The organism is Pseudomonas farris (assembly GCF_019145235.1).
In the GTDB taxonomy this organism is placed as follows: domain Bacteria; phylum Pseudomonadota; class Gammaproteobacteria; order Pseudomonadales; family Pseudomonadaceae; genus Aquipseudomonas; species Aquipseudomonas farris.
In genome coordinates this window covers 612,461-635,340 of sequence record NZ_JAHSTV010000003.1, presented here as the reverse complement: position 1 = coordinate 635,340, position 22,880 = coordinate 612,461, and the positions used below count along the sequence as shown (strand labels likewise).

The 22,880-nt window shown below is 59.2% G+C and carries 22 protein-coding genes; 15 read left to right on the top strand and 7 right to left on the bottom strand.

The genetic code is table 11. The features are described from left to right. A partial coding sequence (locus KVG95_RS09060; RefSeq protein ID WP_217855795.1) for a hypothetical protein occupies positions 1-254 on the top strand: 254 nt, incomplete at its 5' end. Here the strand turns inward: KVG95_RS09060 and KVG95_RS09055 are convergent. Together KVG95_RS09055 and aptA are read right to left on the bottom strand one after the other, a co-directional pair. Further along, positions 244-1,737: a CoA-acylating methylmalonate-semialdehyde dehydrogenase gene (locus KVG95_RS09055; RefSeq protein WP_007906810.1), complete on the bottom strand. Its 1,494-nt coding sequence runs from the start codon at positions 1,735-1,737 to the stop codon at positions 244-246. The genes KVG95_RS09060 and KVG95_RS09055 overlap by 11 nt on opposite strands. 64 nt (positions 1,738-1,801) lie before the next feature. Beyond that, positions 1,802-3,151 (bottom strand): omega-aminotransferase AptA, encoded by a 1,350-nt coding sequence (aptA, locus tag KVG95_RS09050; protein ID WP_030128382.1) that lies wholly within the window; start codon positions 3,149-3,151, stop codon positions 1,802-1,804. Between the two features lie 138 nt (positions 3,152-3,289). Between aptA and KVG95_RS09045 the strand changes: the two genes are divergently transcribed. The 6 genes from KVG95_RS09045 (at position 3,290) to KVG95_RS09020 (ending at position 9,760) form a co-directional block, all read left to right on the top strand. Beyond that, positions 3,290-4,210: a LysR family transcriptional regulator gene (locus KVG95_RS09045; RefSeq protein ID WP_008006295.1), complete on the top strand. Its 921-nt coding sequence runs from the start codon at positions 3,290-3,292 to the stop codon at positions 4,208-4,210. Between the two features lie 120 nt (positions 4,211-4,330). Continuing rightward, a complete protein-coding gene (locus KVG95_RS09040) occupies positions 4,331-4,981 on the top strand; it encodes a TetR/AcrR family transcriptional regulator (protein ID WP_038978834.1) in 651 nt (216 codons plus the stop codon). A 7-nt stretch (positions 4,982-4,988) separates the two neighbouring features. Next, on the top strand, positions 4,989-5,570 hold the full coding sequence (locus KVG95_RS09035) for an IMPACT family protein (RefSeq protein ID WP_217855793.1): 582 nt from the start codon (positions 4,989-4,991) through the stop codon (positions 5,568-5,570). Between the two features lie 580 nt (positions 5,571-6,150). Further along, positions 6,151-7,716: an ABC transporter ATP-binding protein gene (locus KVG95_RS09030; protein ID WP_217855791.1), complete on the top strand. Its 1,566-nt coding sequence runs from the start codon at positions 6,151-6,153 to the stop codon at positions 7,714-7,716. Positions 7,717-7,727: 11 nt separating this feature from the next. Then, complete coding sequence (locus tag KVG95_RS09025; protein ID WP_217855789.1) at positions 7,728-8,834, top strand: ABC transporter permease; 1,107 nt, start codon at positions 7,728-7,730, stop codon at positions 8,832-8,834. Next, positions 8,834-9,760 (top strand): ABC transporter permease, encoded by a 927-nt coding sequence (locus KVG95_RS09020; protein WP_038978830.1) that lies wholly within the window; start codon positions 8,834-8,836, stop codon positions 9,758-9,760. Before KVG95_RS09025 ends, KVG95_RS09020 begins: the two co-directional genes overlap by 1 nt. 65 nt (positions 9,761-9,825) lie before the next feature. On the opposite strand, the gene KVG95_RS09015 is transcribed toward KVG95_RS09020, so the two are convergent. Beyond that, positions 9,826-10,266, bottom strand: a complete 441-nt coding sequence (locus KVG95_RS09015) for a hypothetical protein (RefSeq protein WP_217855787.1) — start codon at positions 10,264-10,266, stop codon at positions 9,826-9,828. Between the two features lie 82 nt (positions 10,267-10,348). Here KVG95_RS09015 and KVG95_RS09010 point away from each other — a divergent pair, with 82 nt between their 5' ends. From KVG95_RS09010 to KVG95_RS09000, 3 genes are all read left to right on the top strand, one after another. After that, positions 10,349-10,699 carry a MerR family transcriptional regulator gene (locus tag KVG95_RS09010; RefSeq protein WP_217855785.1) on the top strand — a complete coding sequence of 117 codons (351 nt, stop codon included), beginning with the start codon at positions 10,349-10,351 and terminating at the stop codon, positions 10,697-10,699. Between the two features lie 25 nt (positions 10,700-10,724). After that, entirely contained in the window at positions 10,725-11,411 is a 687-nt protein-coding gene (locus KVG95_RS09005; RefSeq protein WP_217855783.1) for an SDR family oxidoreductase, read from the top strand. A gap of 255 nt (positions 11,412-11,666) precedes the next feature. Continuing rightward, positions 11,667-13,025: an 8-oxoguanine deaminase gene (locus KVG95_RS09000; protein WP_217855781.1), complete on the top strand. Its 1,359-nt coding sequence runs from the start codon at positions 11,667-11,669 to the stop codon at positions 13,023-13,025. Between the two features lie 131 nt (positions 13,026-13,156). Here KVG95_RS09000 and KVG95_RS08995 read toward each other — a convergent pair whose 3' ends face one another. Next, positions 13,157-14,248: a calcium:cation antiporter gene (locus KVG95_RS08995; protein WP_217855779.1), complete on the bottom strand. Its 1,092-nt coding sequence runs from the start codon at positions 14,246-14,248 to the stop codon at positions 13,157-13,159. A 297-nt stretch (positions 14,249-14,545) separates the two neighbouring features. Between KVG95_RS08995 and KVG95_RS08990 the strand changes: the two genes are divergently transcribed. The 3 genes from KVG95_RS08990 to KVG95_RS08980 all read left to right on the top strand — a co-directional run bounded on the left by KVG95_RS08990 (position 14,546) and on the right by KVG95_RS08980 (position 17,797). Then, a complete protein-coding gene (locus KVG95_RS08990) occupies positions 14,546-15,628 on the top strand; it encodes a BMP family ABC transporter substrate-binding protein (protein ID WP_217855777.1) in 1,083 nt (360 codons plus the stop codon). Between the two features lie 168 nt (positions 15,629-15,796). Then, positions 15,797-16,762 (top strand): 2-oxoglutarate and iron-dependent oxygenase domain-containing protein, encoded by a 966-nt coding sequence (locus KVG95_RS08985; protein ID WP_052966566.1) that lies wholly within the window; start codon positions 15,797-15,799, stop codon positions 16,760-16,762. A gap of 81 nt (positions 16,763-16,843) precedes the next feature. Next, positions 16,844-17,797, top strand: a complete 954-nt coding sequence (locus KVG95_RS08980; protein WP_038978824.1) for an adenosine deaminase — start codon at positions 16,844-16,846, stop codon at positions 17,795-17,797. Positions 17,798-17,918: 121 nt separating this feature from the next. On the opposite strand, the gene KVG95_RS08975 is transcribed toward KVG95_RS08980, so the two are convergent. The 3 genes from KVG95_RS08975 to vimR all read right to left on the bottom strand — a co-directional run bounded on the left by KVG95_RS08975 (position 17,919) and on the right by vimR (position 21,414). Next, complete coding sequence (locus tag KVG95_RS08975; protein ID WP_050681982.1) at positions 17,919-19,301, bottom strand: MFS transporter; 1,383 nt, start codon at positions 19,299-19,301, stop codon at positions 17,919-17,921. 133 nt (positions 19,302-19,434) lie between these two features. Further along, positions 19,435-20,169, bottom strand: coding sequence for an ArsR/SmtB family transcription factor (locus tag KVG95_RS08970; RefSeq protein ID WP_217855775.1), 735 nt, complete (start codon positions 20,167-20,169; stop codon positions 19,435-19,437). A 315-nt stretch (positions 20,170-20,484) separates the two neighbouring features. Next, the gene (gene vimR, locus KVG95_RS08965; protein ID WP_217855773.1) at positions 20,485-21,414 is read right to left on the bottom strand and encodes a transcription regulator VimR; all 930 of its coding nucleotides are present in this window, start codon (positions 21,412-21,414) and stop codon (positions 20,485-20,487) included. 118 nt (positions 21,415-21,532) lie between these two features. On the opposite strand from vimR, the gene KVG95_RS08960 reads away from it, so the two are divergent. After that, positions 21,533-22,546 (top strand): zinc-binding alcohol dehydrogenase family protein, encoded by a 1,014-nt coding sequence (locus tag KVG95_RS08960; protein WP_217855771.1) that lies wholly within the window; start codon positions 21,533-21,535, stop codon positions 22,544-22,546. Positions 22,547-22,704: 158 nt separating this feature from the next. Then, positions 22,705-22,875: a hypothetical protein gene (locus KVG95_RS08955; RefSeq protein WP_217855769.1), complete on the top strand. Its 171-nt coding sequence runs from the start codon at positions 22,705-22,707 to the stop codon at positions 22,873-22,875. The last annotated feature ends 5 nt before the right edge of the window (positions 22,876-22,880 follow it).

Here is a 22,880-nt window from a genome sequence, read left to right as displayed (position 1 = left end):
AGCGAAAACACACTGCCTTACCAACTCCTTCTGGCTTCGATGAACTGAAGCGTAACCGCTATCGAAAACTGCGTAACTCTTTGTTTACCAAGGAGTTTTCCGTTTCGACTGCGCCGGAAGTGGGGCGAATTATAGACTTCCAGAATCTGCCGTCAACACCAATTTTCACATTTCTGTCATATAGGCCAAAAAAGCCCGGAAACACGAAGGCCGACCTCAAGAGGTCGGCCTTCTCCCTGCTACTTACAAGCTAGGGAATGCGAACTGCGAAGCCTCATGGCTCGCTCGTTGCGGCCAGCGCTGGGTAATCGCCTTGCGACGAGTGTAGAAACGCACGCCATCCGGACCATAAGCATGCAGATCGCCGAACAGCGAACGCTTCCAGCCGCCAAAGCTGTGATAAGCCACGGGCACCGGCAATGGCACGTTGACGCCGACCATGCCCACTTCAATCTCATCGCAGAACAACCGCGCTGCTTCACCATCACGCGTGAAGATACAGGTGCCGTTGCCATACTCGTGATCGTTGATCAATTGCATCGCCTCTTCCAGGCTATTGACCCTAACGACGCACAGCACCGGCCCGAAGATCTCTTCTTTATAGATGCGCATTTCTGGCGTGACGTTATCGAACAGGCAACCGCCCAGGAAGAAACCTTCCTCATGACCGGCCACGCTCAGACCACGACCATCCACCACCAAGGTTGCACCCGCTGAAACGCCGTCTTCTATATAGCCACTGACTTTATCGCGAGCCTGACCGGAAACCAGTGGCCCCATATCCAGGCCACAGGTCGTACCCGCACCGATTTTCAGCGCTTTGACCTGCGGCACCAATTTCGCCACCAACGCATCCGCCACCTGATCACCAACGCACACGGCCACCGAGATCGCCATACAGCGCTCACCGCACGACCCGTACGCCGCGCCCATCAGTGCACTGACTGCGTTATCCAGATCCGCATCCGGCATCAATACCGCGTGGTTCTTTGCCCCGCCCAAAGCCTGGACGCGTTTGCCGCGCTTGGTGCCTTCGGCGTAAATGTATTCGGCAATCGGCGTCGAACCGACAAAGCTCAGCGCTTTGACTTCCGGCGCTTCGATCAGAGCATCCACAGCGGCCTTATCACCATGCACCACACTCAGCACGCCTTTCGGCAGGCCGGCTTCCAACAGCAGCTGAGCAATCAGCAGCGTCGAGCTTGGATCACGCTCGGACGGTTTCAGAATAAAGCAGTTGCCGCAGACGATCGCCAGCGGATACATCCACAGCGGCACCATGGCCGGGAAGTTGAACGGGGTAATACCGGCCACCACGCCCAAGGGCTGGAAATCCGACCAGGCATCAATGTTCGGCCCGACGTTACGGCTGTACTCGCCCTTGAGAATTTCCGGTGCAGCACAGGCGAACTCGACGTTCTCGATCCCGCGCTTCAATTCACCGGCCGCATCTTCCAGGGTCTTGCCATGTTCTTCACTGATCAGTTGTGCGATGCGGGCTTCGTTCTGTTCCAGCAATTGCTTAAAGCGGAACATCACCTGAGCACGCTTGGCCGGCGGAGTGTTACGCCAGGCCGGGAACGCAGCCTTGGCCGAGTCGATGGCTTTTTGAATGGTTTCACGGCTGGCCAATGGCAGCTTGTGGATCGCCTGACCGGTGGACGGGTTGAACACGTCGGCCGTACGACCGTCTTCGGTCACCAGTTCGCCATTGATCAAATGCGGGATAAGGCTCATGCGGGGCTCCTGAAAAGTTGTCCACAGGCGCCCGCGAGAGGACGCCTATATATAGAGGGAAAAATCAGTCGATTTTGTTCAGCACTTCGCCGACCGCATCGAACAAGCGATCGAGGTCTTGCGGCTTGCTGTTGAAGGTTGGGCCGAACTGCAGGGTGTCGCCGCCGAAGCGCACGTAGAACCCGGCTTTCCACAGAGCCATGCCGGCTTCGAACGGACGCACGATGGCATCGCCGTCGCGAGGCGCAATCTGGATGGCACCGGCCAACCCGTAGTTACGAATGTCGATGACGTTTTTCGAGCCCTTCAAACCATGCAACGCATTTTCGAAATGCGGTGCCACTTCCGCCACGCTCTGCACCAGGTTTTCCTTTTGCAGCAGGTCGAGTGCTGCCAGGCCCGCAGCACAAGCCACCGGGTGGGCGGAATAGGTGTAGCCGTGCGGGAATTCCACTGCGTACTCAGGCGTCGCCTGGTTCATGAAGGTCTGGTAAATCTCGGAGCTGGCAATCACCGCGCCCATCGGGATCGCGCCGTTGGTGACTTGCTTGGCAATGCACATCAGGTCAGGAGTCACGCCGAAGCTGTCGGCGCCGAACATCGAACCGGTACGGCCGAAACCGGTGATCACTTCGTCGAACACCAGCAGGATATTGTGCTGATCGCAGATTTCGCGCAGACGCTTTAGGTAACCCTGCGGCGGAACCAGAACGCCAGCGGAACCGGCCATTGGTTCGACGAATACCGCAGCAATGTTCGAGGCATCGTGCAGCTCGATCAGCTTGAGCAGTTCATCGGCCAGGGCGATACCACCTTGCTCCGGCATGCCACGGGAAAACGCATTGCTCGCCAGCAAAGTGTGCGGCAGGTGATCGACATCCATCATCGCCTGACCGAACAGTTTGCGGTTGCCGTTCACGCCGCCGAGGCTGGTGCCGGCGATGTTCACGCCGTGATACCCACGAGCACGACCGATCATTTTGGTTTTGGTGGCCTGGCCTTTCAGGCGCCAGTAAGCACGCACCATTTTCACCGCTGTGTCTGCACACTCGGAACCCGAGTCGGTGAAGAACACGTGATTCAGATTGCCCGGCGTCAGGTCGGTGATTTTCTCGGCCAACTGGAACGACAACGGGTGACCGTACTGGAAGCCCGGCGAGTAATCGAGGGTGCCCAATTGCTTGGCCACCGCTTCCTGAATTTCCTTGCGAGTGTGTCCGGCGCCGCAGGTCCACAGACCCGAGAGCGAATCGTAGACCTTGCGGCCCTTGTCGTCTGTCAGCCAACTGCCCTCGGCAGCCACGATCAGTCGCGGGTCGCGCTGGAAATTGCGGTTCGCGGTGTAGGGCATCCAGTGAGCATCGAGCTTGAGCTGGCTGGCCAGGGAAGTCGGGGCGTTTTCAGGCACGTTCATGGGCAAAACCTCGCAGGGCAATAAGCGGCGTGGAGATGAAAAGCTTTCTTGCAGCTAAATTGCCACGGAGATAAAGTCGGTGAAATCCAACTTTTCTAACCTTCAGTCAGCCCGCTACTAAACTTGAGTAAACAAAGCATGAGCAGCCGTCGTCCCGATCCGCTGGCGCAAGTCAGTGACTTTGATATCCGCCTGTTGAGGATTTTTCGCAGCGTCGTGGAATGCGGCGGCTTCTCCGCGGCAGAGTCGGTGCTGGGTATCGGTCGCTCGGCGATCAGCCAGCAGATGAGCGATCTGGAGCAACGCCTCGGCCTGCGTCTGTGCCAACGCGGTCGCGCCGGTTTTTCCCTGACCGAAGAAGGCCGCGAGGTCTACCAATCAGCGCTGCAGTTATTAAGTGCGCTGGAAAGTTTCCGCACCGAGGTCAATGGCCTGCACCAGCACTTGCGCGGTGAGTTGACCATCGGCCTGACCGACAACCTGGTCACCCTGCCCCACATGCGCATTACTCACGCCTTGGCACAGTTGAAGGAGCGTGGTCCGGATGTACAGATCCAGATCCGCATGATCGCGCCCAATGAAGTCGAACAAGGCGTGCTCGACGGTCGCTTGCACGTCGGCGTAGTGCCGCAAGCCAGCGCGCTATCAGGGCTGGAATATCAGCCGCTCTACAGCGAACGTTCGCTGCTGTATTGCGCGGTCGGCCACCCGTTGTTCTATGTCGATGACAAACAACTGGACGATGAACGCCTCAATAGCCAGGACGCCATCGCCCCGACCTTCCGTTTGCCCGCCGAGATTCAGGCCCATTACCAGGCACTCAATTGCACCGCCAGTGCGTCGGATCGCGAAGGCATGGCATTTCTGATTCTGACCGGGCGCTACATCGGTTATCTGCCGGATCATTACGCCAGCCTCTGGGTGCAGCAGGGCCGATTGCGTGCACTGAAACCCAAGGCGCGTTTTTATGACCTGAGTCTGGCATCGGTCACCCGCAAGGGCCGTCGTCCCCACTTGGTGCTGGAGAGTTTTCTGGAGAGCCTGGCAGCGACGCGTTGAACAAGAAAATCCCTGTGGAATTGCGGTGGTCAAGGTTTTATCGCGACAGGACTTGTCTGCGGCCTGCGGGTGCGCTATCAACGCATCTGGTTGCACCCATTTACCTGTTCGGAAGTGCCTATGACCTTTGAAGTCCCAGCCCACGGCGGCAAACCCGCCAGCCGCATTCGTCAGAAGAACGAAGAGACCATCATCAAAGCCGCCGAAGACGAGTTCGCCCGTCACGGGTTCAAAGGCACCAGCATGAACACCATCGCGCAGAATGCCGGATTGCCCAAAGCGAATCTGCATTACTACTTCACCAACAAACTCGGTTTGTATGTGGCGGTGCTGAGTAACATCCTTGAATTGTGGGACAGCACCTTCAATACCCTGACCGTCGAGGACGATCCGGCGGAAGCGCTCACCCGATACATCCGCGCAAAAATGGAATTCTCCCGGCGCCAGCCACAAGCCTCGCGGGTCTTCGCCATGGAGGTCATCAGCGGCGGCGAATGCCTGAGCGCGCATTTCAACCAGGACTATCGCATCTGGTTTCAGGGCCGGGCCGCGGTGTTTCAGGCGTGGATCGACGCCGGTAAAATGGACCCGGTCGACCCCGTGCACCTGATCTTCCTGCTGTGGGGCAGCACCCAGCATTACGCCGATTTTGCCACGCAAATCTGCCGTGTCACCGGGCGCACCAAGTTGACCAAGCAAGACATGGAAGACGCCGGCAACAACCTGATCCGCATCATTCTCAAAGGCTGCGGCCTGACGCCTGCTATCTAAGACACCTATGCCTTTTACCCTCAGCGGTTTTTGCGAATACCGCGAAGAGATTCGCAAAAGCCGCTTCATCACCCTCGCCGGGCCAATCACTAGCGCAGCTGATGCTCAAGCGTTCATCGAACAGCACAGTGATTTGAACGCCTCGCACAATTGCTGGGCCTGGAAACTCGGCGATCAATACCGCAGCAATGACGATGGCGAACCCGGCGGCAGCGCTGGCCGGCCGATTCTGGCAGCGATCGAAGCGCAGGATTGCGATCAGGTCGCGGTACTGGTGATCCGCTGGTATGGCGGCATTCAACTGGGCACCGGCGGCCTCGCCCGGGCCTATGGCGGCGGCGCCAACAAATGCCTGCAAGGGGCGTCGAAGGTTGAGCTGATCAGTCGGGTGCCGGTGAGTTGTGCCTGCGCATTTAGTGAATTGGCGCTGGTGAAACTTCGGGTGGCGGAACTGGGCGGTTTGGTGGTGGAGGAAACCTTCACGGCCAATGGCGTGGAACTGCAATTGGCGATCGGCGAGGGGCAAATAGATACCTTGCAAACGCAGCTAGCGGATTTGAGTCGCGGGCGCATTTTGTTGCAGCGATAAAAGATCAAAAGATCGCAGCCTGCGGCAGCTCCTACGCGCCTGTGGGCGCTGCGATCTTTTGGGGCGCCCCGATTTGCCCTGCATTCGATACTTGCCCACATCTGCTGTGCACCCGGCTGTGGATAACCTGAGCACATTCCGCTGTAACCCTTCTGTCATGCGGCTTTGCGGGCTTTGCTCATTTTTCATCCAAATCCCCAGCAACAACATTTATTCCACGTAAAAACAATCAGTTAGAGCGGTTTATCGCCATTAGAAGAAAGCCCCTCAGTGCTTATGCCCCTCCGGTCGGCTTGCGCACAAATACTGTGGAACAACCTGTGGATAACCCGTTCATGGCTGGCGCAGGCCCATGTCCGACATAGCTTGCAGGCTACTGCTCGTTTTTTGATCAATTCGCCGCGCGCAAAACCGGAGCCTGATCAAAGAATGTGCCCCCAAGTGGTGCCAGATTCGGAGTTGGAATAACGCGAGGCAACGGTCACAACGCCTATCCTTGCAAGGTTTTGTCGATTTCCTGACTCAATGGCCAGGAAATTGCTTTATCCCCAGGCATAACTTCTGTCGACCTGAGCCTGTCATGTCCAACCCCGTGCCGATCCCCGATCAAATACCCCGCCTGCAATTGCGCAGAATCAGCAAACGTTATCCCGGTTGCCTGGCCAACGATGCCATCGACTTGAGCATCGCGCCCGGTGAAATCCACGCCCTGCTCGGCGAAAACGGTGCAGGCAAAAGTACCCTGATGAAAATCATCTACGGCGTCACTCACGCCGACTCAGGGGAAATGATCTGGCAGGGCCAGCGCGTGAGCATGCGCAACCCGGCCCAGGCTCGCGGCCTCGGGATTGGCATGGTGTTCCAGCATTTCTCGCTGTTCGAAACCCTGAGCGTGGCGCAGAACATCGCGCTGGCAATGGGCGCTGCGGCAGGAACACCGAAGCAGCTTGAGCCGAAGATTCGTGAAGTGTCCCAGCGCTACGGCATGGCGCTGGAACCGGAGCGACTTGTCCACAGCCTGTCCATCGGCGAGCGTCAACGGGTGGAAATCATTCGCTGCCTGATGCAAGACATTCGCCTGCTGATTCTCGATGAACCGACGTCGGTACTGACTCCACAAGAGGCCGATGAGTTGTTCGTCACTTTGCGCCGACTGGCCGCCGAGGGCTGCAGCATTCTGTTTATCAGCCACAAGCTCGGCGAAGTGCGCGCGTTGTGCCACAGCGCTACGGTGTTGCGCGGAGGTCGGGTGGCCGGGCATTGCGTGCCGGCGGAGTGCTCGGACCGGCAACTGGCGCAATTGATGGTCGGTGAAGCCGCCGAGCTGATCACCGACTATCCAAAGGTCATGGGCGCTGATGCTTTTTTGAACGTGACGGGGTTGTCCTGGCACAACCCCGACCCGTTCGGCTGCTCACTGAAGGACATAGATCTCGACGTGCGCAGCGGCGAAATCGTAGGTATCGCCGGGGTCGCCGGCAATGGTCAGGATGAGTTGCTGGCCTTGCTCAGTGGTGAAGAACGGTTGCCCCGCGATGACAGCGCAACGATCAGTTTCGGCGGGCAACCGGTGGCCCATTTGCGGCCAGATGCTCGACGTAAACTTGGCCAGGCATTCGTCCCCGCCGAGCGACTGGGCCATGGCGCGGTGCCGGAACTGAGTCTGGCAGATAACGCCCTGCTCACCGCGTTTCAACAGGGGCTGGTCAGCAACGGCCTGGTCCAGCGCGGCAAGGTCGAAGCGCTGGCCGAAGACATCATTCGCCGCTTCGGGGTCAAGACACCTGATGCCCAGGCGCCTGCTCGCAGCCTGTCCGGCGGCAACTTGCAAAAATTCATCCTCGGCCGGGAGATCCTTCAGCAGCCTAAATTGCTGGTGGCCGCGCACCCGACCTGGGGCGTGGACGTCGGCGCGGCCGCGACCATTCACCGGGCGTTGATTGCCTTGCGCGATGCTGGCGCGGCGATTCTGGTGATCTCTGAAGACCTCGACGAATTGTTCCAGATCAGCGACCGCCTCGGCGCCCTGTGCGGCGGTCGGCTGTCGCCATTGCAGGCCACCGTCGACACCCATCTGAGCGACGTCGGCGGCTGGATGGCCGGCCAGTTCGACACACCTCAATCACCTGCCGCCGTAGCGCTTTAACGGAGTTTCACATGCTGCTTTCTCTCGAACCCCGTGGCCAGCAATCACGCCTGATGTTGTGGTGCTCGCCTTTACTGGCAGCCGTGTTGACCCTGGGCTGTGGCTCATTGCTGTTTATCGCGCTGGGTCACGATCCGTTGCTGACCTTGCACACGTTGCTGATTGCACCGATCAGCGACTTGTACGGCGTTTCCGAATTGTTGGTCAAAGCGTTGCCGATTCTGCTCTGCGCATTGGGCCTGGCGGTGGCGTATCAGGCGCGGATCTGGAACATCGGCGCCGAAGGTCAGTTGCTGCTTGGCGCCCTCGCCGGCAGTGCGCTGGCGGTAAACATCATTGGCGTGCAAAGCCGTTGGGCGCTGGTGTTGATCCTGCTCACTGGCACCTTGGCCGGCGCCGCGTGGGCCGGGTTGACTGCATGGTTGCGCACGCGCTTCAACGCCAATGAAATCCTCACCAGCATCATGCTCAATTACATCGCCCTGAACCTGCTGCTGTTCTGCGTCCACGGCCCGCTGAAGGACCCGGCCGGGTTCAACTTTCCAGAGTCAGCGATGTTCGGCGATGCCAGTCGGCTGCCGCTGTTGATGGAGGACGGCCGGGTTCACGCCGGGGTCTATTTCGCCTTGCTCGCGCTGGTGGCGGTGTGGGTGTTACTGCAGAAAAGCTTTGTCGGCTTCCAGATCAAAGTGCTTGGGCTGGACAAGCGCGCCGCTGGTTTCGTCGGCTTTCGCGAGAAGCGACTGATCTGGCTGGCGTTGTTGATCAGCGGCGGTTTGGCGGGATTGGCCGGCGTGTGCGAAGTCACCGGGCCGATCGGCCAACTGGTGCCGCAAGTCTCACCGGGTTACGGCTATGCGGCGATCACTGTGGCGTTTCTCGGGCGACTGAATCCCATCGGCATTCTGTTTTCCAGCCTGTTGATGGCGCTGCTGTACATCGGTGGCGAAAGCGCGCAGATGAGCATGAACCTGCCGCAAGCCATCACTCAATTGTTCCAGGGGATGATGCTGTTTTTCCTGCTGGCCAGTGACGTGCTGATTCTCTACCGACCGCGTTTGAACTTGCGCTGGGCTCGCCGTGCACCAACCACCGCCGTACACGCAGGAGCCTTGTGATGGATATCGATCTGCTGAGCAATATTTTCTACGCCATGGTTCGCTGCGGTACGCCGTTGTTGCTGGTGGCGCTGGGCGAGCTGATCTGCGAGAAGAGCGGCGTCCTCAATCTGGGACAGGAAGGCATGATGCTGTTTGGCGCGGTGATCGGTTTTATCGTCGCGCTGAACAGCGGCAACCTCTGGCTTGGCGTGTTGCTGGCGATGCTCGCCGGGATGCTGTTGTCGTCGCTGTTTGCCCTGGTGGCACTGGTGTTCAATGCCAATCAGGTGGCGACCGGGTTGGCGTTGACAATCTTCGGCGTGGGCCTGTCGACCTTTGTCGGCGCAGCGTGGGTTGGTAAACCGTTGGCGGGTTTTGAGCCGGTGGCGATTCCGTTGTTGAGTGAAATCCCGCTGATCGGGCGGATGCTATTTGCTCAGGACTTGCTGGTGTATCTGTCGTTCGCGCTGTTCACGTTAGTGGCCTGGGTGATTCTGAAAAGTCGCGTCGGGTTGATTATTCAGGCAGTCGGAGAAAACCCGGACGCCGCCAGTGCCATGGGCTTGCCGGTGTTGCGCGTGCGTACGCTGGCGGTGCTGTTTGGCGGGGCAATGGCGGGGTTGGCCGGGGCTTATTTGTCCCTGGCGTACACGCCGATGTGGGCGGAAAACATGAGCGCCGGTCGTGGCTGGATTGCCTTGGCGCTGGTGGTGTTTGCCAGTTGGCGGGTGTGGCGATTGCTGCTCGGGGCGTATCTGTTCGGTCTCGCCAGCATCCTGCATTTGGTGGCGCAGGGGTTGGGGCTGGCGATTCCGTCAAGCCTGCTGGCGATGCTGCCGTATGTCGCGACCATTGTGGTGTTGGTGCTGCTGTCCCGGGATGCCGTGCGCACAAGGTTGTATGCGCCGGTTTCGTTGGGACAGCCGTGGCAGGCCGGGCATTAGTGGTTGCCTGCACGGGCCTCTTCGCGAGCAAGCCCGCTCCCACATTGGACCGGGTGAACCTTGGATTATTGGTTTACACAATCCCCCTGTGGGAGCGGGCTTGCTCGCGAAGAGGCCCGAACAGGCAACACTTGAACAACGCCCCACGCCAATTCAAAGACCAAGAAAACAACCAGCAATGAACTGGCGCCGTGGAGCAAGGCATACAGCTGCCAAGCCGAAAACAGAAACCTCCCCACTGCGTCATACCGCCCAAACACCTGCTGCGGATCACGAATCCGCAGCACCGCCCAGACGCACACAATCGAACCCAACAAATTCGCCATCAGCATGTGCATCGGCTCGAACGGCGGTAGCTCGCCAGGCAGATTGAAAGTCTGACTCAGGCTCAACAACACGCCATGCAACGCCGCAAAACTCCACGGCGTTACAAAAGCAGCGGTCACGATCAGGTCGTACCACGCACTGCCACGCACCACTTGACGATATTGCGCTGAAGTCCACATCGGCATTGCTCCATAAATTCAGGGAGCAACAAGGCTAAAGCCTGGAGTATGCTCCAGGGTCAAGCCCTCTCGAGACATCAAGATGCGCATCGGTGAATTAGCCCAGGCCAGCGCCGTCAGCCGCGATACGTTGCGCTTTTACGAGCAGCGCGGGTTGATCGCCGCCCAACGTAGCGCCAATGGTTATCGCGACTATCCGGCGCAGATGGTGCAACTGGTGCTGTACATCAAGACCGCTCAACGGCTGGGCTTTACCCTCGGCGAGATCGGCAGTAGCGTCGCCGCGCTGTGGCAGGCGCCCGACCCAGCCAATGCCGTTACCCAGCTGCTGCAAGACAAACTGAACCTGATCGAAACCCGCATCGCCGAACTCGATGTCTTGCGTCAGGAACTGCAACATCGGCTCGGTCAACGTTGTCCTTTAAATCCGTGATTCTCATCCATCAAGGAAGCCATTCATGTCTACGGCAAAAACCGCACTCATCATCGGAGCCTCCCGAGGCTTGGGCCTCGGCCTAGTGAAAACCCTGCTGGGCGACGGTTGGCAAGTCACCGCCACCGTGCGCAACCCGCAGAGCGCCGAAGCCTTGCAAGCGTTAGGCAAGGTGCGAGTCGAAAAACTCGACATGGACGATCAGCAAGCGGTCATCGCCCTGAGCCAACAACTCAAGGGTGAAGTGTTCGACTTGTTGTTCGTGAATGCCGGAGTCAAAGGGCCGGAGGTCCAGACGCCAGGCGGCGCGACATTGGCCGAGGTCGGTCAATTGTTCTTCACCAACGCCGTGGCGCCGATCAATCTGGCCCAGCGATTTGTCGGGCAGATTCGTGAAGACAGCGGCGTGCTGGCGTTCATGAGTTCGGTGCTGGGCAGCGTGACCATGCCCGACGCGCCGGAGCTGGCGCTGTACAAGGCCAGCAAAGCGGCGCTGAACTCCATGACCAACAGCTTCGTCACCCAATTGGGCGAACAGAAACTCACCGTGCTGTCGCTGCATCCGGGTTGGGTGAAGACTGATATGGGCGGTGAAGGCGCGGACATTGATGTGGAAACCAGCACCCGCGGGTTGATCGATCAGGTGAATGCGTATGCCGGCAAGGGCGGGCATCATTTTGTGAACTACAGGGGTGAGACCATTCCCTGGTAACACCACCGATCGAGTGTGGGAGCGGGCTTGCTCGCGAAGGCGGTGTGTCAGGCGACATCCATGTTGAATGTAATATCGCATTCGCGAGCAAGCCCGCTCCCACAGGGGTTTCGCGTTGTCCTATCGGGCCGGGCTTGCCCACGAAGCTTTTTTGTTCGAAACTCCGCACCTCGCCCCCGCGGCGACCCTGGATCAGCAGACAGGGCAACACTGAGCTGGCAACCCTGAACCCAACTTTCAGAGGAGCCGGCCACCATGCCTGCGACCCGTACCTGGTTAAAAAATCCCCTCGCCATTTTCACGGCCAACGCGCTCGATGCCCGTGGCGGTCTGGTTGTGCAAGACGGCTTGATCGTCGAAGTGCTCAGCGCCGGCCAGCAACCGTCCGCGCCCTGTGACCACGTTTTCGATGCTCGCGAACATGTGATCCTGCCGGGGCTGATCAACACCCATCACCACTTCTATCAAACCCTGACCCGTGCCTGGGCGCCGGTGGTTAATCAGCCGTTGTTCCCGTGGTTGAAAACCCTCTATCCGGTCTGGGCTCGCCTCACCCCTGAAAAGCTTGCCCTCGCCACCAAAGTCGCGTTGGCCGAGTTGCTGCTGTCCGGTTGCACCACCGCGGCCGATCACCATTACCTGTTTCCGGAAGGTCTGGAAAACGCGATCGATGTGCAGGTCGAGAGTGTTCGCGAACTGGGCATGCGCGCCATGCTCACTCGCGGTTCCATGAGTCTCGGCGAAAAAGACGGTGGCCTGCCACCGCAGCAAACCGTCCAGGCAGGTGAAGTGATCCTCGACGATAGCCAACGCTTGATTGCCGCGTACCACGAGCGCGGCGATGGGGCACAGATTCAGATAGCCCTGGCACCGTGTTCACCGTTCTCGGTGACCCCGGAAATCATGTCCGCCAGCGCCGAACTAGCGAACTCCCTAGACGTGCGCCTGCACACGCACTTGGCAGAAACCCTCGACGAAGAAGACTTCTGCCTGCAACGCTTTGGCCTTCGCACCGTGGATTATCTGGACAGTGTCGGCTGGCTCGGGCCACGTACCTGGCTGGCCCACGGCATTCATTTCAACCCCGACGAAATCGCCCGTCTCGGCGCGGCCGGCACGGGTATTTGCCATTGCCCGAGTTCGAACATGCGCCTGGCCTCCGGCATTTGCCCGACGCTGGACCTGACCGCTGCGGGTGCGCTGCTGGGTCTGGGCGTGGACGGTTCGGCGTCCAACGATGCGTCGAACATGATCCTCGAAACCCGTCAGGCGCTGTACATCCAGCGGCTGCGTTATGGCGCCGAAAAGATTACGCCGGAATTGGTACTGGGCTGGGCGACCAAGGGCTCGGCGAGTTTGCTCGGGCGCAGTGATATTGGTGAACTGGCGGTAGGCAAGCAGGCGGATCTGGCGCTGTTCAAACTGGATGAGCTGCGCTTCTCCGGCAGCCATGATCCGGTGTCTGCGCTGCTGCTGTGCGGTGCGGATCGGGCGGACCGGGTGATGGTCGGTGGTAAGTGGCGAGTGATCGATGGGCAGGTTGAGGGGCTGGATCTGAAAGGGTTGATTGCCGATCACAGCCAGGCGGCCCGGCAGTTGATCAGCGGCGTCTGATACGACAGCGATCTAATGTGGGAGCGGGCTTGCTCGCGAAAGCGGTGTATCAGTCGACATCAATGTTGAATGAAAAACCGCTTTCGCGAGCAAGCCCGCTCCCACATTTTTGATCCGGTTTCGACAGTGATTTAAAGGCCCAACAACGACAACATGATGAACGTCGCAAACAGCACAAAGTGGGTCATGCCTTCGATGGCGTTGGTTTCTCCGTCATTGAGGTTGATCGCGCTGACGATCAGGGTGATAAAAATCATCACGGTCTGCACCGGGGTCATCGCCATCTGAAATGGCTGGCCGGTGTAGAGCGCCATCGCTTCCATCACCGGCACCGTCAGAATCACCGTCGACAGCGACGCGCCCATGGCGATGTTGACCACCGACTGCATGCGATTGGCCAGTGCCGCCCGTAACGCAGTCAGAATCTCCGGCGCAGCGGAAATTGCCGCCACCAGAATCGCCGTAATCACTGGCGGAGCTCCGGTTCCTTCCAGGCCCAGATCGAGGGTCTTGGACATCACCTCGGCCAATGCGCCGATCACCACCACGCCGAAGATCAACGTACCGATGGAGAGCGTCAGACTGACGGGAGCGGGCTCGTTTTCAACGGGGTCTTTCTTGCGACGTTTCTCCGGGTAGCTGTAGCTGAAAAAATAGCTATGAGGCCCGACCTGCATGCGCAGGAACAAGGCGTAGAGCACGACCATCGCGCCGATGGTGAAGGCTGAATAGAGTTTCCAGTTGGCCTCGGGAATGAACTCCGGCACCACCATCGAAACGCCCATGGCGGTGAGGATCATCACGCTGTAGCTGCGCGCCGAGTCGTCGTTGTAAGACTGTTCGCCATGCTTGAGCCCGCCCATTAACGCGGCCAGGCCGAGAATGCCGTTGATGTCGAGCATCACCGCTGAATAAATCGTGTCGCGAACCAGTGTTTTTGAGGCTTCGTTGCTCATCATGATCGCCAGGATCACCACTTCCACCAACACCGCTGCCAAGGTCAGGATCATCGTGCCGTAGGGATCGCCGACTTTTTCAGCGAGCAGTTCCGCGTGATGGGCAACGCGCATCGAGGCGGCGACGATGAACGCGATCAGCACCAGGCCGGCGGTCAGGGCGATGGTCTGGCCGCTGTGCAGCAGCCAGTGCTCCATCGGGTAGGCGACGAAGGCGGCGATCAGGGCCAGCAGTAGAAACTTTTCTTGCTTGATGAGTGTGAGCATCGCGGGCCTTTTGCCGAACTGAGCGAAATCGGCGTGATTAGCTACTGACTGCGGGGCGGCGCCAACGTTTCGTTACACCTTAGCGCACCAGTGGATGGCAGTTGCGCTTGGCCATGCACTTTTATCGGCCTTACGGGTCTCTTCGCGGGCAAGCCCGCTCCCACAGGATTTGCGCAGGTCATGTGGGAGCAGGCTTGCCCGCGATGGCCGTTACGCGATTTCGATCCATTTGTTGTCCTGTTGGTCAGCAATTTGCATTGCCCTCCTCCATCTCACAACAAAATGGAGTTCCAGTTCATGCATAAACGTCCGTTGAAGCAGCTGCTTTGCGCTGTCGCCGCAGCCATCGGTCTGAGCGCCAGCCTGACCGCCAGTGCTGCCGACCCGCTGAAAGTCGGCTTCGTCTATATCGGTCCGATCGGTGACCACGGCTGGACGTATCAGCATGAACAGGGACGCAAGGCGCTGGCTGAGAAGTTCGGTGAGCAAATCACCACCAACTACGTGGAGAACGTCGCCGAGGGCGCCGATGCCGAGCGGGTGATCCGCAACATGGCCAAGGACAAGTACGACCTGATTTTCACCACATCCTTTGGCTACATGAACCCGACCCTGAAAGTTGCCAAGCAATTTCCCAAGGTGACCTTCGAACACGCCACCGGCTATAAACAAGACAAGAACCTTGGCACTTACCTGGTGCGCACTTACGAGGGCCGCTACGTCGGCGGTTTCCTCGCGGCGAAGATGACCAAGACCAAGAAAGTCGGCTACGTCGCCTCGTTCCCGATTCCGGAAGTCATCCGCGACATCAACGCTATCCAGCTAGCCCTGAACAAGTACAACCCTGGCACCGAGATCAAAGTGGTGTGGGTCAATTCCTGGTTCGATCCGGGTAAAGAAGCCGACGCCGCCAATGCGTTGATCGATCAGGGCGTGGACGTGGTGTTCCAGCACACCGACAGCCCGGCACCGATCCAGGCGGCCGAACGGCGTGGCGTGTACGCCGTCGGTTATGCGTCGGACATGGCGCATTTCGGGCCGAAAGCGGTGCTGACGTCTATCGTCAACGACTGGGGACCGCACTACATTCAGGCGACCCAAAGCGTGCTCGACCACACATGGAAATCCCAGGATTATTGGGGCGGTCTGAAGGAAGGCACGGTTGAGCTGCCGATCAGCGACCTGGTACCGGCCGCGGTGAAAACCGAAGCCGAGCAGATCATCGCCGACATCAAGAGCGGTGCGTTGCATCCGTTCACCGGGCCGATCAAGGACCAGGCCGGCGTGGAGAAAATTCCGGCGGGTGCGACGGCAACCAATGCGGAACTGGCGTCGATGAACTATTACGTCGAAGGCATGAAGGCCGAGATACCGAAGTGACTTAGGCAGACACGAAACCCTGTGGGAGCGGGCTTGCTCGCGAAAGCGGTGTGTCATGCAACATTGATATCGACTGGCACATCGCTTTCGCGAGCAAGCCCGCTCCCACACTGGATTTATGGTGTGTGCTGGGTTGTGTTTCAGACATCGCATTTATCAGGACTGCGCATGAACCAACTCCCGATCATCGACATCAGCCCGCTCTACAGCGCTGATCAAAACGCCTGGCAATCGATCGCCACACAAATCGACCATGCCTGCCGCGAATGGGGCTTTTTCTATATCAAGGGCCACCCGATCGCCCCGTCGCGTATCGATGCCGTGCTCGACCATGCCCAACGCTTCTTCGCCCTGCCTGCCGCTGAAAAACTCAAGATCGACATCACCCAGACCCGCCACCACCGCGGCTATGGCGCCATCGCCACCGAACAACTCGACCCGAGCAAACCCAGCGATCTGAAAGAAACCTTCGACATGGGGCTGCACCTGCCGGCCGATCATCCCGAGGTTATTGCGGAAAAACCTTTGCGCGGCCCCAACCGTCATCCGTCGATGCCCGGTTGGGAATCGCTGATGGAGCAACACTACGTCGACATGCAGGCGCTCGCTCAAACCCTGTTGCGGGCCATGACCCTGGCGCTGGGCATCGAGCGCGATTTCTTCGATACACGTTTCAACGAACCGGTCAGCGTGCTGCGGATGATTCACTACCCGCCGCGCCACACTGCCAGCACCGAAGATCAGCAAGGTGCCGGCGCTCACACCGATTACGGCTGCATCACCCTGCTCTACCAGGATGCCGCTGGCGGTCTGCAAGTGCGCAACGTACAGGGCGAATGGATCGATGCGCCGCCGATAGAAGGCACCTTCGTGGTGAATCTCGGCGACATGATGGCGCGCTGGAGTAACGACCGTTACCTGTCGACGCCGCACCGGGTGATCAGCCCGCTGGGGGTGGATCGGTACTCGATGCCGTTCTTTGCCGAACCGCATCCCGACACGCCCATCGAATGCCTGCCCGGTTGCCAGGACGAACGGCATCCGGCGAAGTATCCGGCCACCACCTGCGCCGAATTCCTGCTGTCGCGTTTCGCCGATACCTACGCCTATCGACGGGAACAGGAAGCCGTGTAATGAACCGGCTGGTCAGGTTTTGCTCATTGTTTCTGCGGGCATCTGTAGAATGCCCTCATTGCACCTGATGAGAATTCAAAAATGTACGACTGGCTGAACGCCCTGCCCAAGGCAGAATTGCACTTGCACCTGGAAGGTTCGCTGGAACCTGAGCTGCTGTTCGCCCTGGCCGAACGCAACAAGATAGCCCTGCCGTGGAGCGACGTTGAAACCCTGCGCAAGGCTTACGCCTTCAATAACCTGCAAGAGTTTCTCGACCTGTATTACCAGGGCGCCGATGTGTTGCGCACGTCTCAGGATTTCTACGACCTGACCTGGGCCTACCTGTTGCGCTGCAAGGCGCAGAACGTGATTCACACCGAACCGTTCTTCGACCCGCAAACCCACACCGACCGTGGCATCCCGTTCGAAGTGGTGCTCAACGGCATCGCCGCCGCACTGAAGGATGGCGAGCAGCAGCTGGGCATCACCAGTGGTTTGATCCTCAGTTTCCTGCGTCACTTGAGCGAAGACGAAGCGCAGAAAACCCTCGACCAGGCATTGCCGTTCCGCGATGCGTTTGTCGCCGTGGGCCTGGACAGTTCGGAGATGGGCCACCCGCCGAGCAAGTTCCAGCGGGTGTTCGATCGTGCGCGCAACGAAGGCTTCCTGACCGTGGCCCACGCCGGTGAAGAAGGCCCGCCCGAGTACATCTGGGAAGCCCTCGACCTGCTAAAAATCCAGCGCATCGACCATGGCGTGCGCGCCATCGAAGACGAGCGCTTGATGCAGCGGATCATCGACGAGCAGATCCCGCTGACCGTGTGCCCATTGTCGAACACCAAGCTCTGTGTGTTCGATCACATGTCCCAACACAACATCCTCGACATGCTGGAGCGCGGTGTGAAGGTCACGGTGAACTCCGATGACCCGGCCTACTTCGGCGGGTATGTCACCGAGAACTTCCATGCGCTGTACACCGATCTGGGCATGACCCAGGATCAGGCCAAGCGCCTGGCGCAGAACAGCCTGGATGCGCGGTTGGTGAAACCGTAAGGTTTACCGCACAACCCATGTGGGAGCGGGCTTGCTCGCGAAAAGCGGCGTGTCAGTCAACGATGATGTCGACTGGCATACCGCTTTCGCGAGCAAGCCCGCTCCCACATTTAATCGGTGATTAATTGATAATCACCGGCTCACTCAACTCTTCCAACGTCTTGCCCCGGGTCTCCATCCCGAACATCCACACCACCCCCGCCGCAATCGCAAAGCACATCGCCCCCAGCGCAAACACTCCGCCCTGCCCGGTCATCGGGAACACCAGCCCGGTCACCAACGGCCCGAGCAACGACCCCACGCGGCCGATGGCTGACGCGAACCCCGAGCCCGTGGCGCGTGCCGATGTCGGGTACAACTCAGGGGTGTAGGTGTAGAGCACCGCCCACATGCCGAACAGAAAGAACTGCATCAGCAGCCCCGAGGTAATCAACAGACTGACGTTGCCACCGAACACTGCACTCTGGCCATAAAGAAACGCCATGACCCCACCGCCGAGCAATGTCACGACGCACACCGGTTTACGCCCCCAACGCTCCACCAGCCAGGCGGCCATGAGGAAACCGGGAATTCCGCCGAGGGAAATCACCACCGTGTAATACACCGATTGGGTCACGGCAAAACCCGATTGTTGCAACAGTGCGCTGAGCCAGGACGTCAGGCCATAGAAACCCAGCAAGGCGAAGAACCACACGCTCCAGATCATCATCGTGCGCTGGCGATACTGCGCCGACCAGATCTCTCGTAGCGCAGAGAAGAAAGTGCCCGGTTGACTCGCCACCCGGGGCAGGCGAATCGGGGCAGGCAACTCCGCACGGCCCAGTGAAGCCCGAACCCGGTCTTCGATGCCGCGCAAAACCTTATCCGCCGCGTCATGATGCCCGGCCTGCTCCAGCCAGCGCGGTGACTCGGGAATGAAAAAACGAATCGCCAGGACGAACACCGCCGGCACCGCCAACACCAGAAAGATGTCGCGCCAGCCAATCACTGGTAACAGGAAGTACGACAGCACCCCGGCCGCGACGAAACCGAGGGGCCAAAAACCATCCATCAATGCGATGTAACGCCCACGTCGCTTTGCCGGAATCAGCTCCGACAGCATCGACTGCGCAATCGGAAATTCCATGCCCATGCCGATTCCCAGCAAGACTCGGAACAGCGTCAGCGTTTCGACGTTCTGCGCCGTGGAGCACAGGTAGCTGGCGATGCCCCACAACACAATGCTCCACTGGAACACTGGTTTGCGCCCGAAGCGGTCGGCCAGCATGCCGGACAGCGATGCGCCCAGAACCATGCCGAAAAAACTCGAACTGGCCAGCAACCCGGCCTGCGCCGTACTCAAGCCGAACTCGGTTTTTATCGAGCCGAGCAGAAAGGTCATCATCGCCAAGTCCATGGAGTCGAAGAAAAACGCCAAGGCAATGATGATGAAAATGATGCGGTGATAACCGCTGATGGGCAGCCGTTCCAATCGTTCTGCCGCGCTGAAGCTTCGTGTTTCCATGCCTCATTCCCCCAATCCTGAAAATCCCCGGATCGAGTGTGCGCGATAGCGGCTGGGGATTATTGCTGGATGCGACCTGTCCACAGCTCTGAACGACGCCTGAAACAAATCCCGGACGTCGCACCTCAATGGTCTAAAGCGCCATTTCCAGCTCGGTTTCCTTGGCGAAGCGGTGGATTTCCCGTTGCCCCGCAGCGGTGATCTGCAAGGCTCGCGAATCGTTGGGCAGGCTCAACCAGCCGGATTGCATGAACAGCTGCAACAACGCCGCACCCAATGAACCGCCCATGTGCGGGCGTCTTTCGCTCCAGTCCGGGCAAGCGCAGGCGACTCTGCTGTTGCGATGAGCCAGCGCCTGGATGAACACACCGCGCGTTGCCAATTGTGTGGCGCCCTTGTGGGTGATCATGACCCGCTGATCGAATTGCTCGATCCACCCCGCATCCAGCAGACGCTGGTAGAGGTCGGCGGCCAGGGTGCCGCCCAGATGGTCGTCGCAGAGCCTGGCTCGCAGCAGTGACGAAGGAGCCGCCTGAGGTTTGGCGATAGGGCTCGCGCGTTTGAAAACCTCTGGAATGTCCCGAGGCGCACTGGCCAGGGTCGCGCTGGCCAGGGCCTCTATCGCGGCGCCGACTTCGGGCGCGGCAAGCCGGAAAAACCGTTTGCGTCCACGGGTTTCGACTTTCAACAGACCTCCGGCGGACAAACGCCCTAAATGCGCACTGGCCGAAGACGGCGACAGGCCGGCCAGCAACGCCAGCTCTTCGGTTTGCCGCGCCGAGCCGTCCATCAAGGCCCACATCATTGCGCTGCGCTTTGGGTCAGCCAGCAATGTGGCGATCTGGCTGATGCAAGGTGCATGTTCCATGTATTCACTCCCTGTTGAATCGTTTCGTCTACTGCTCAGAGACATCTTGACCAGTAATGTGTCGTCGGCCAAGACGCGAAAACCGCCATAAACCGGCAAAGCCACCCACTCACCCAGGCCATTGCTTCGCGGGCGCAACGAAGGTCCGGTGATGACCATCGGGTATGACCGAATCGAACCTGAACTCGCCATTGCGAGGTCGACGGTGCGTACATGAGGCGAGCGCTAGTATAAGCGGGTTAACCGCCGGTTCCTGCCCTCGGGGATCCATTGGTGGTGATAGTTCCTGACAGAAATTTCGCTATTTTCCTGCGACTAATGATTGACATCCGATTTCGTCGGAAATTGACTGCTTATGCGAGCGCATCGGCTGGCAAGCATTTCCCGCAAAAGGTTCACCGGCTTACTCAATTGTGCGCGATGGGCGCACAGCAAATTCAGCGGTGCGCGCTCACAAAGTAACTCCGGCATCAGCACTTTCAACCGGCCAGCCAATACATCGGCAGCGACATCGAGCCAAGACTTATACGCAATTCCCGCCCCTGCCACGGCCCACAGACGCACAACATCGGCGTCGTCACTGAAGCGATCGCCACTGACCGTCAGGCTCACTTCCCGTTTTCCATCGTGGAAACTCCAGTGATCGTGGACCCGGCCGCCGAGCATGAACAACAGGCAATTGTGCTGAGCCAGTTGCTCCAGATGCCGAGGTTCGCCATGCCGGGCCAGGTAACTCGGCGCCGCACAGAGCACGCGACGGTTTTGCGGGGCAATGGGTAGCGCCACCAGACTCGAGTCTTCCGGCTCGCCATAACGCAGGGCAATGTCCACCGGTTGGCGGAACAGGTCGGCGATGCGGTCGCCCAGCAGCAACCGCACCGTGAGTTTCGGATGCTCACGCTGAAACTCGTCGAGCCACGGCAACAGCAGGTTGCGACCGAAATCCGAAGGCGCCGACAGTTGGAAAATACCGCTGACCTGATCCTGCCCGCTGGCCAGCAAGCGGCGACCCTCATCGAGATTACTCAAGGCTGCCCGGGCGTATTCCAGAAAGCCCTCGCCTTCAGCGGTCAAGCGCAGGCTACGGGTAGAACGGGTGAGCAAGCGTGCGCCGAGTTGCTGTTCGATGCGCTTCAACGCCGCACTGGCCACCGCCGCCGACATATCCATCACCCGCGCCGCCGCCGACAGACTGCCCAGGTCCGCAGCCCGAACGAACAACTGCAAGTCATCGAAACGCAACATCGTCAGCCCCGATTATCAAAAAAATATTGAAAGAGACTGCTGTTTTAGCGGGTTTTATCTCGCCGGGAAATAACCAATCATCTGTCCCATCGAAATTACTCCCGCTCAGGAACCCACCATGAAAGCCATCGCCTACTACGCCTCCCTGCCCATCAGCGACGAAAAATCCCTGCAAGATATCGAACTGCCAGAACCGGTCGCCGGCCCGCGCGACCTGTTGGTGGAGGTCAAAGCCATCTCGGTCAACCCGGTGGACACCAAGATTCGCCAGAACGTCCAGCCTGAAGGTGGCGCGGCAAAGGTGCTGGGCTGGGACGTGGCCGGTGTGGTCAAGGCCGTCGGCAGCGAAGTGACCTTGTTCAAGGCCGGCGACAAGGTGTACTACGCCGGCTCCATCGCCCGTGCCGGCGGCAATAGCGAGTTGCATGTGGTGGACGAACGAATCGTCGGCCATATGCCGAAAACCCTCGGTTTCGCCGAAGCCGCCGCCCTGCCGCTGACCGCCATTACTGCGTGGGAACTGCTGTTCGAACGCCTGCAAGTGCGCGAAGGCAAAACCGATGAGGGCCAGAGCCTGCTGATCGTCGGTGCCGCTGGCGGTGTGGGTTCGATCCTCACGCAATTGGCCAGCCAGCTCACCGGGCTGAAGGTCATCGGCACCGCTTCCCGTGCACAAACCCAGAGCTGGGTGCGTGACTTGGGCGCCAATCAGGTGATCGATCATAGCCAGCCGCTGAGTGACGAACTCAAACGTGCGGGGTTCGAGTATGTGACCCACGTCGCCAGCCTGACTCAGACCGACCAACACCTGGATCAATTGGTGGAGGCATTGGCGCCGCAGGGCAAACTGGCGCTGATCGATGATCCGAAGTCGCTGGACGTGACCAAGCTCAAGCGCAAGAGCCTGTCGCTGCACTGGGAATTCATGTACACCCGCTCGCTGTTCGAAACCGCAGACATGATCGAGCAACACAAACTGCTCAACCGCGTCGCCGGGCTGATCGATGCAGGCACGCTGAAAACCACGGTCGGCGAGCACTTCGGGACCATCAACGCGGCCAACCTGCGGCGTGCCCATGAGCTGCTTGAGAGTGGTAAGTCCAAGGGCAAGATTGTGCTTGAAGGGTTCTGACCTGAAGATCAAAAGATCGCAGCCTTCGTTGGAGCCGGCGATCTTTTGCCGTCAGTCAGAGAATTGATCGTTGTCACAATTGCGATCGTATTCGGGTCTACAATCGAAAACTCTGCGAACAATCATTTACGTGATGTCTTTTACGAGAGGAGTCAGCAATGAAGATCCTGATAAAAGAAGTGGCAACATCCCGCTGGCAGGTCCGCCTGGATCAACACGCCGTGACGTTCCGCAGTGAGGCCGAAGCTCTGGCCTTCACTAAAACGCTTGAAGCGCGCTTGCACGCGCCCCATCAGTTTCCCGACCGTCAGCATCGCGCTGCTGGCTGAGTCCG

Coding starts and splice junctions, on each gene's coding strand:
- KVG95_RS09055 (WP_007906810.1), bottom strand. CDS start 1,737: ATGAGCCTTATCCCGCATTTGATCAATGGCGAACTGGTGACCGAAGAC.
- aptA (WP_030128382.1), bottom strand. CDS start 3,151: ATGAACGTGCCTGAAAACGCCCCGACTTCCCTGGCCAGCCAGCTCAAG.
- KVG95_RS09045 (WP_008006295.1), top strand. CDS start 3,290: ATGAGCAGCCGTCGTCCCGATCCGCTGGCGCAAGTCAGTGACTTTGAT.
- KVG95_RS09040 (WP_038978834.1), top strand. CDS start 4,331: ATGACCTTTGAAGTCCCAGCCCACGGCGGCAAACCCGCCAGCCGCATT.
- KVG95_RS09035 (WP_217855793.1), top strand. CDS start 4,989: ATGCCTTTTACCCTCAGCGGTTTTTGCGAATACCGCGAAGAGATTCGC.
- KVG95_RS09030 (WP_217855791.1), top strand. CDS start 6,151: ATGTCCAACCCCGTGCCGATCCCCGATCAAATACCCCGCCTGCAATTG.
- KVG95_RS09025 (WP_217855789.1), top strand. CDS start 7,728: ATGCTGCTTTCTCTCGAACCCCGTGGCCAGCAATCACGCCTGATGTTG.
- KVG95_RS09020 (WP_038978830.1), top strand. CDS start 8,834: ATGGATATCGATCTGCTGAGCAATATTTTCTACGCCATGGTTCGCTGC.
- KVG95_RS09015 (WP_217855787.1), bottom strand. CDS start 10,266: ATGTGGACTTCAGCGCAATATCGTCAAGTGGTGCGTGGCAGTGCGTGG.
- KVG95_RS09010 (WP_217855785.1), top strand. CDS start 10,349: ATGCGCATCGGTGAATTAGCCCAGGCCAGCGCCGTCAGCCGCGATACG.
- KVG95_RS09005 (WP_217855783.1), top strand. CDS start 10,725: ATGTCTACGGCAAAAACCGCACTCATCATCGGAGCCTCCCGAGGCTTG.
- KVG95_RS09000 (WP_217855781.1), top strand. CDS start 11,667: ATGCCTGCGACCCGTACCTGGTTAAAAAATCCCCTCGCCATTTTCACG.
- KVG95_RS08995 (WP_217855779.1), bottom strand. CDS start 14,248: ATGCTCACACTCATCAAGCAAGAAAAGTTTCTACTGCTGGCCCTGATC.
- KVG95_RS08990 (WP_217855777.1), top strand. CDS start 14,546: ATGCATAAACGTCCGTTGAAGCAGCTGCTTTGCGCTGTCGCCGCAGCC.
- KVG95_RS08985 (WP_052966566.1), top strand. CDS start 15,797: ATGAACCAACTCCCGATCATCGACATCAGCCCGCTCTACAGCGCTGAT.
- KVG95_RS08980 (WP_038978824.1), top strand. CDS start 16,844: ATGTACGACTGGCTGAACGCCCTGCCCAAGGCAGAATTGCACTTGCAC.
- KVG95_RS08975 (WP_050681982.1), bottom strand. CDS start 19,301: ATGGAAACACGAAGCTTCAGCGCGGCAGAACGATTGGAACGGCTGCCC.
- KVG95_RS08970 (WP_217855775.1), bottom strand. CDS start 20,169: ATGGAACATGCACCTTGCATCAGCCAGATCGCCACATTGCTGGCTGAC.
- vimR (WP_217855773.1), bottom strand. CDS start 21,414: ATGTTGCGTTTCGATGACTTGCAGTTGTTCGTTCGGGCTGCGGACCTG.
- KVG95_RS08960 (WP_217855771.1), top strand. CDS start 21,533: ATGAAAGCCATCGCCTACTACGCCTCCCTGCCCATCAGCGACGAAAAA.
- KVG95_RS08955 (WP_217855769.1), top strand. CDS start 22,705: ATGAAGATCCTGATAAAAGAAGTGGCAACATCCCGCTGGCAGGTCCGC.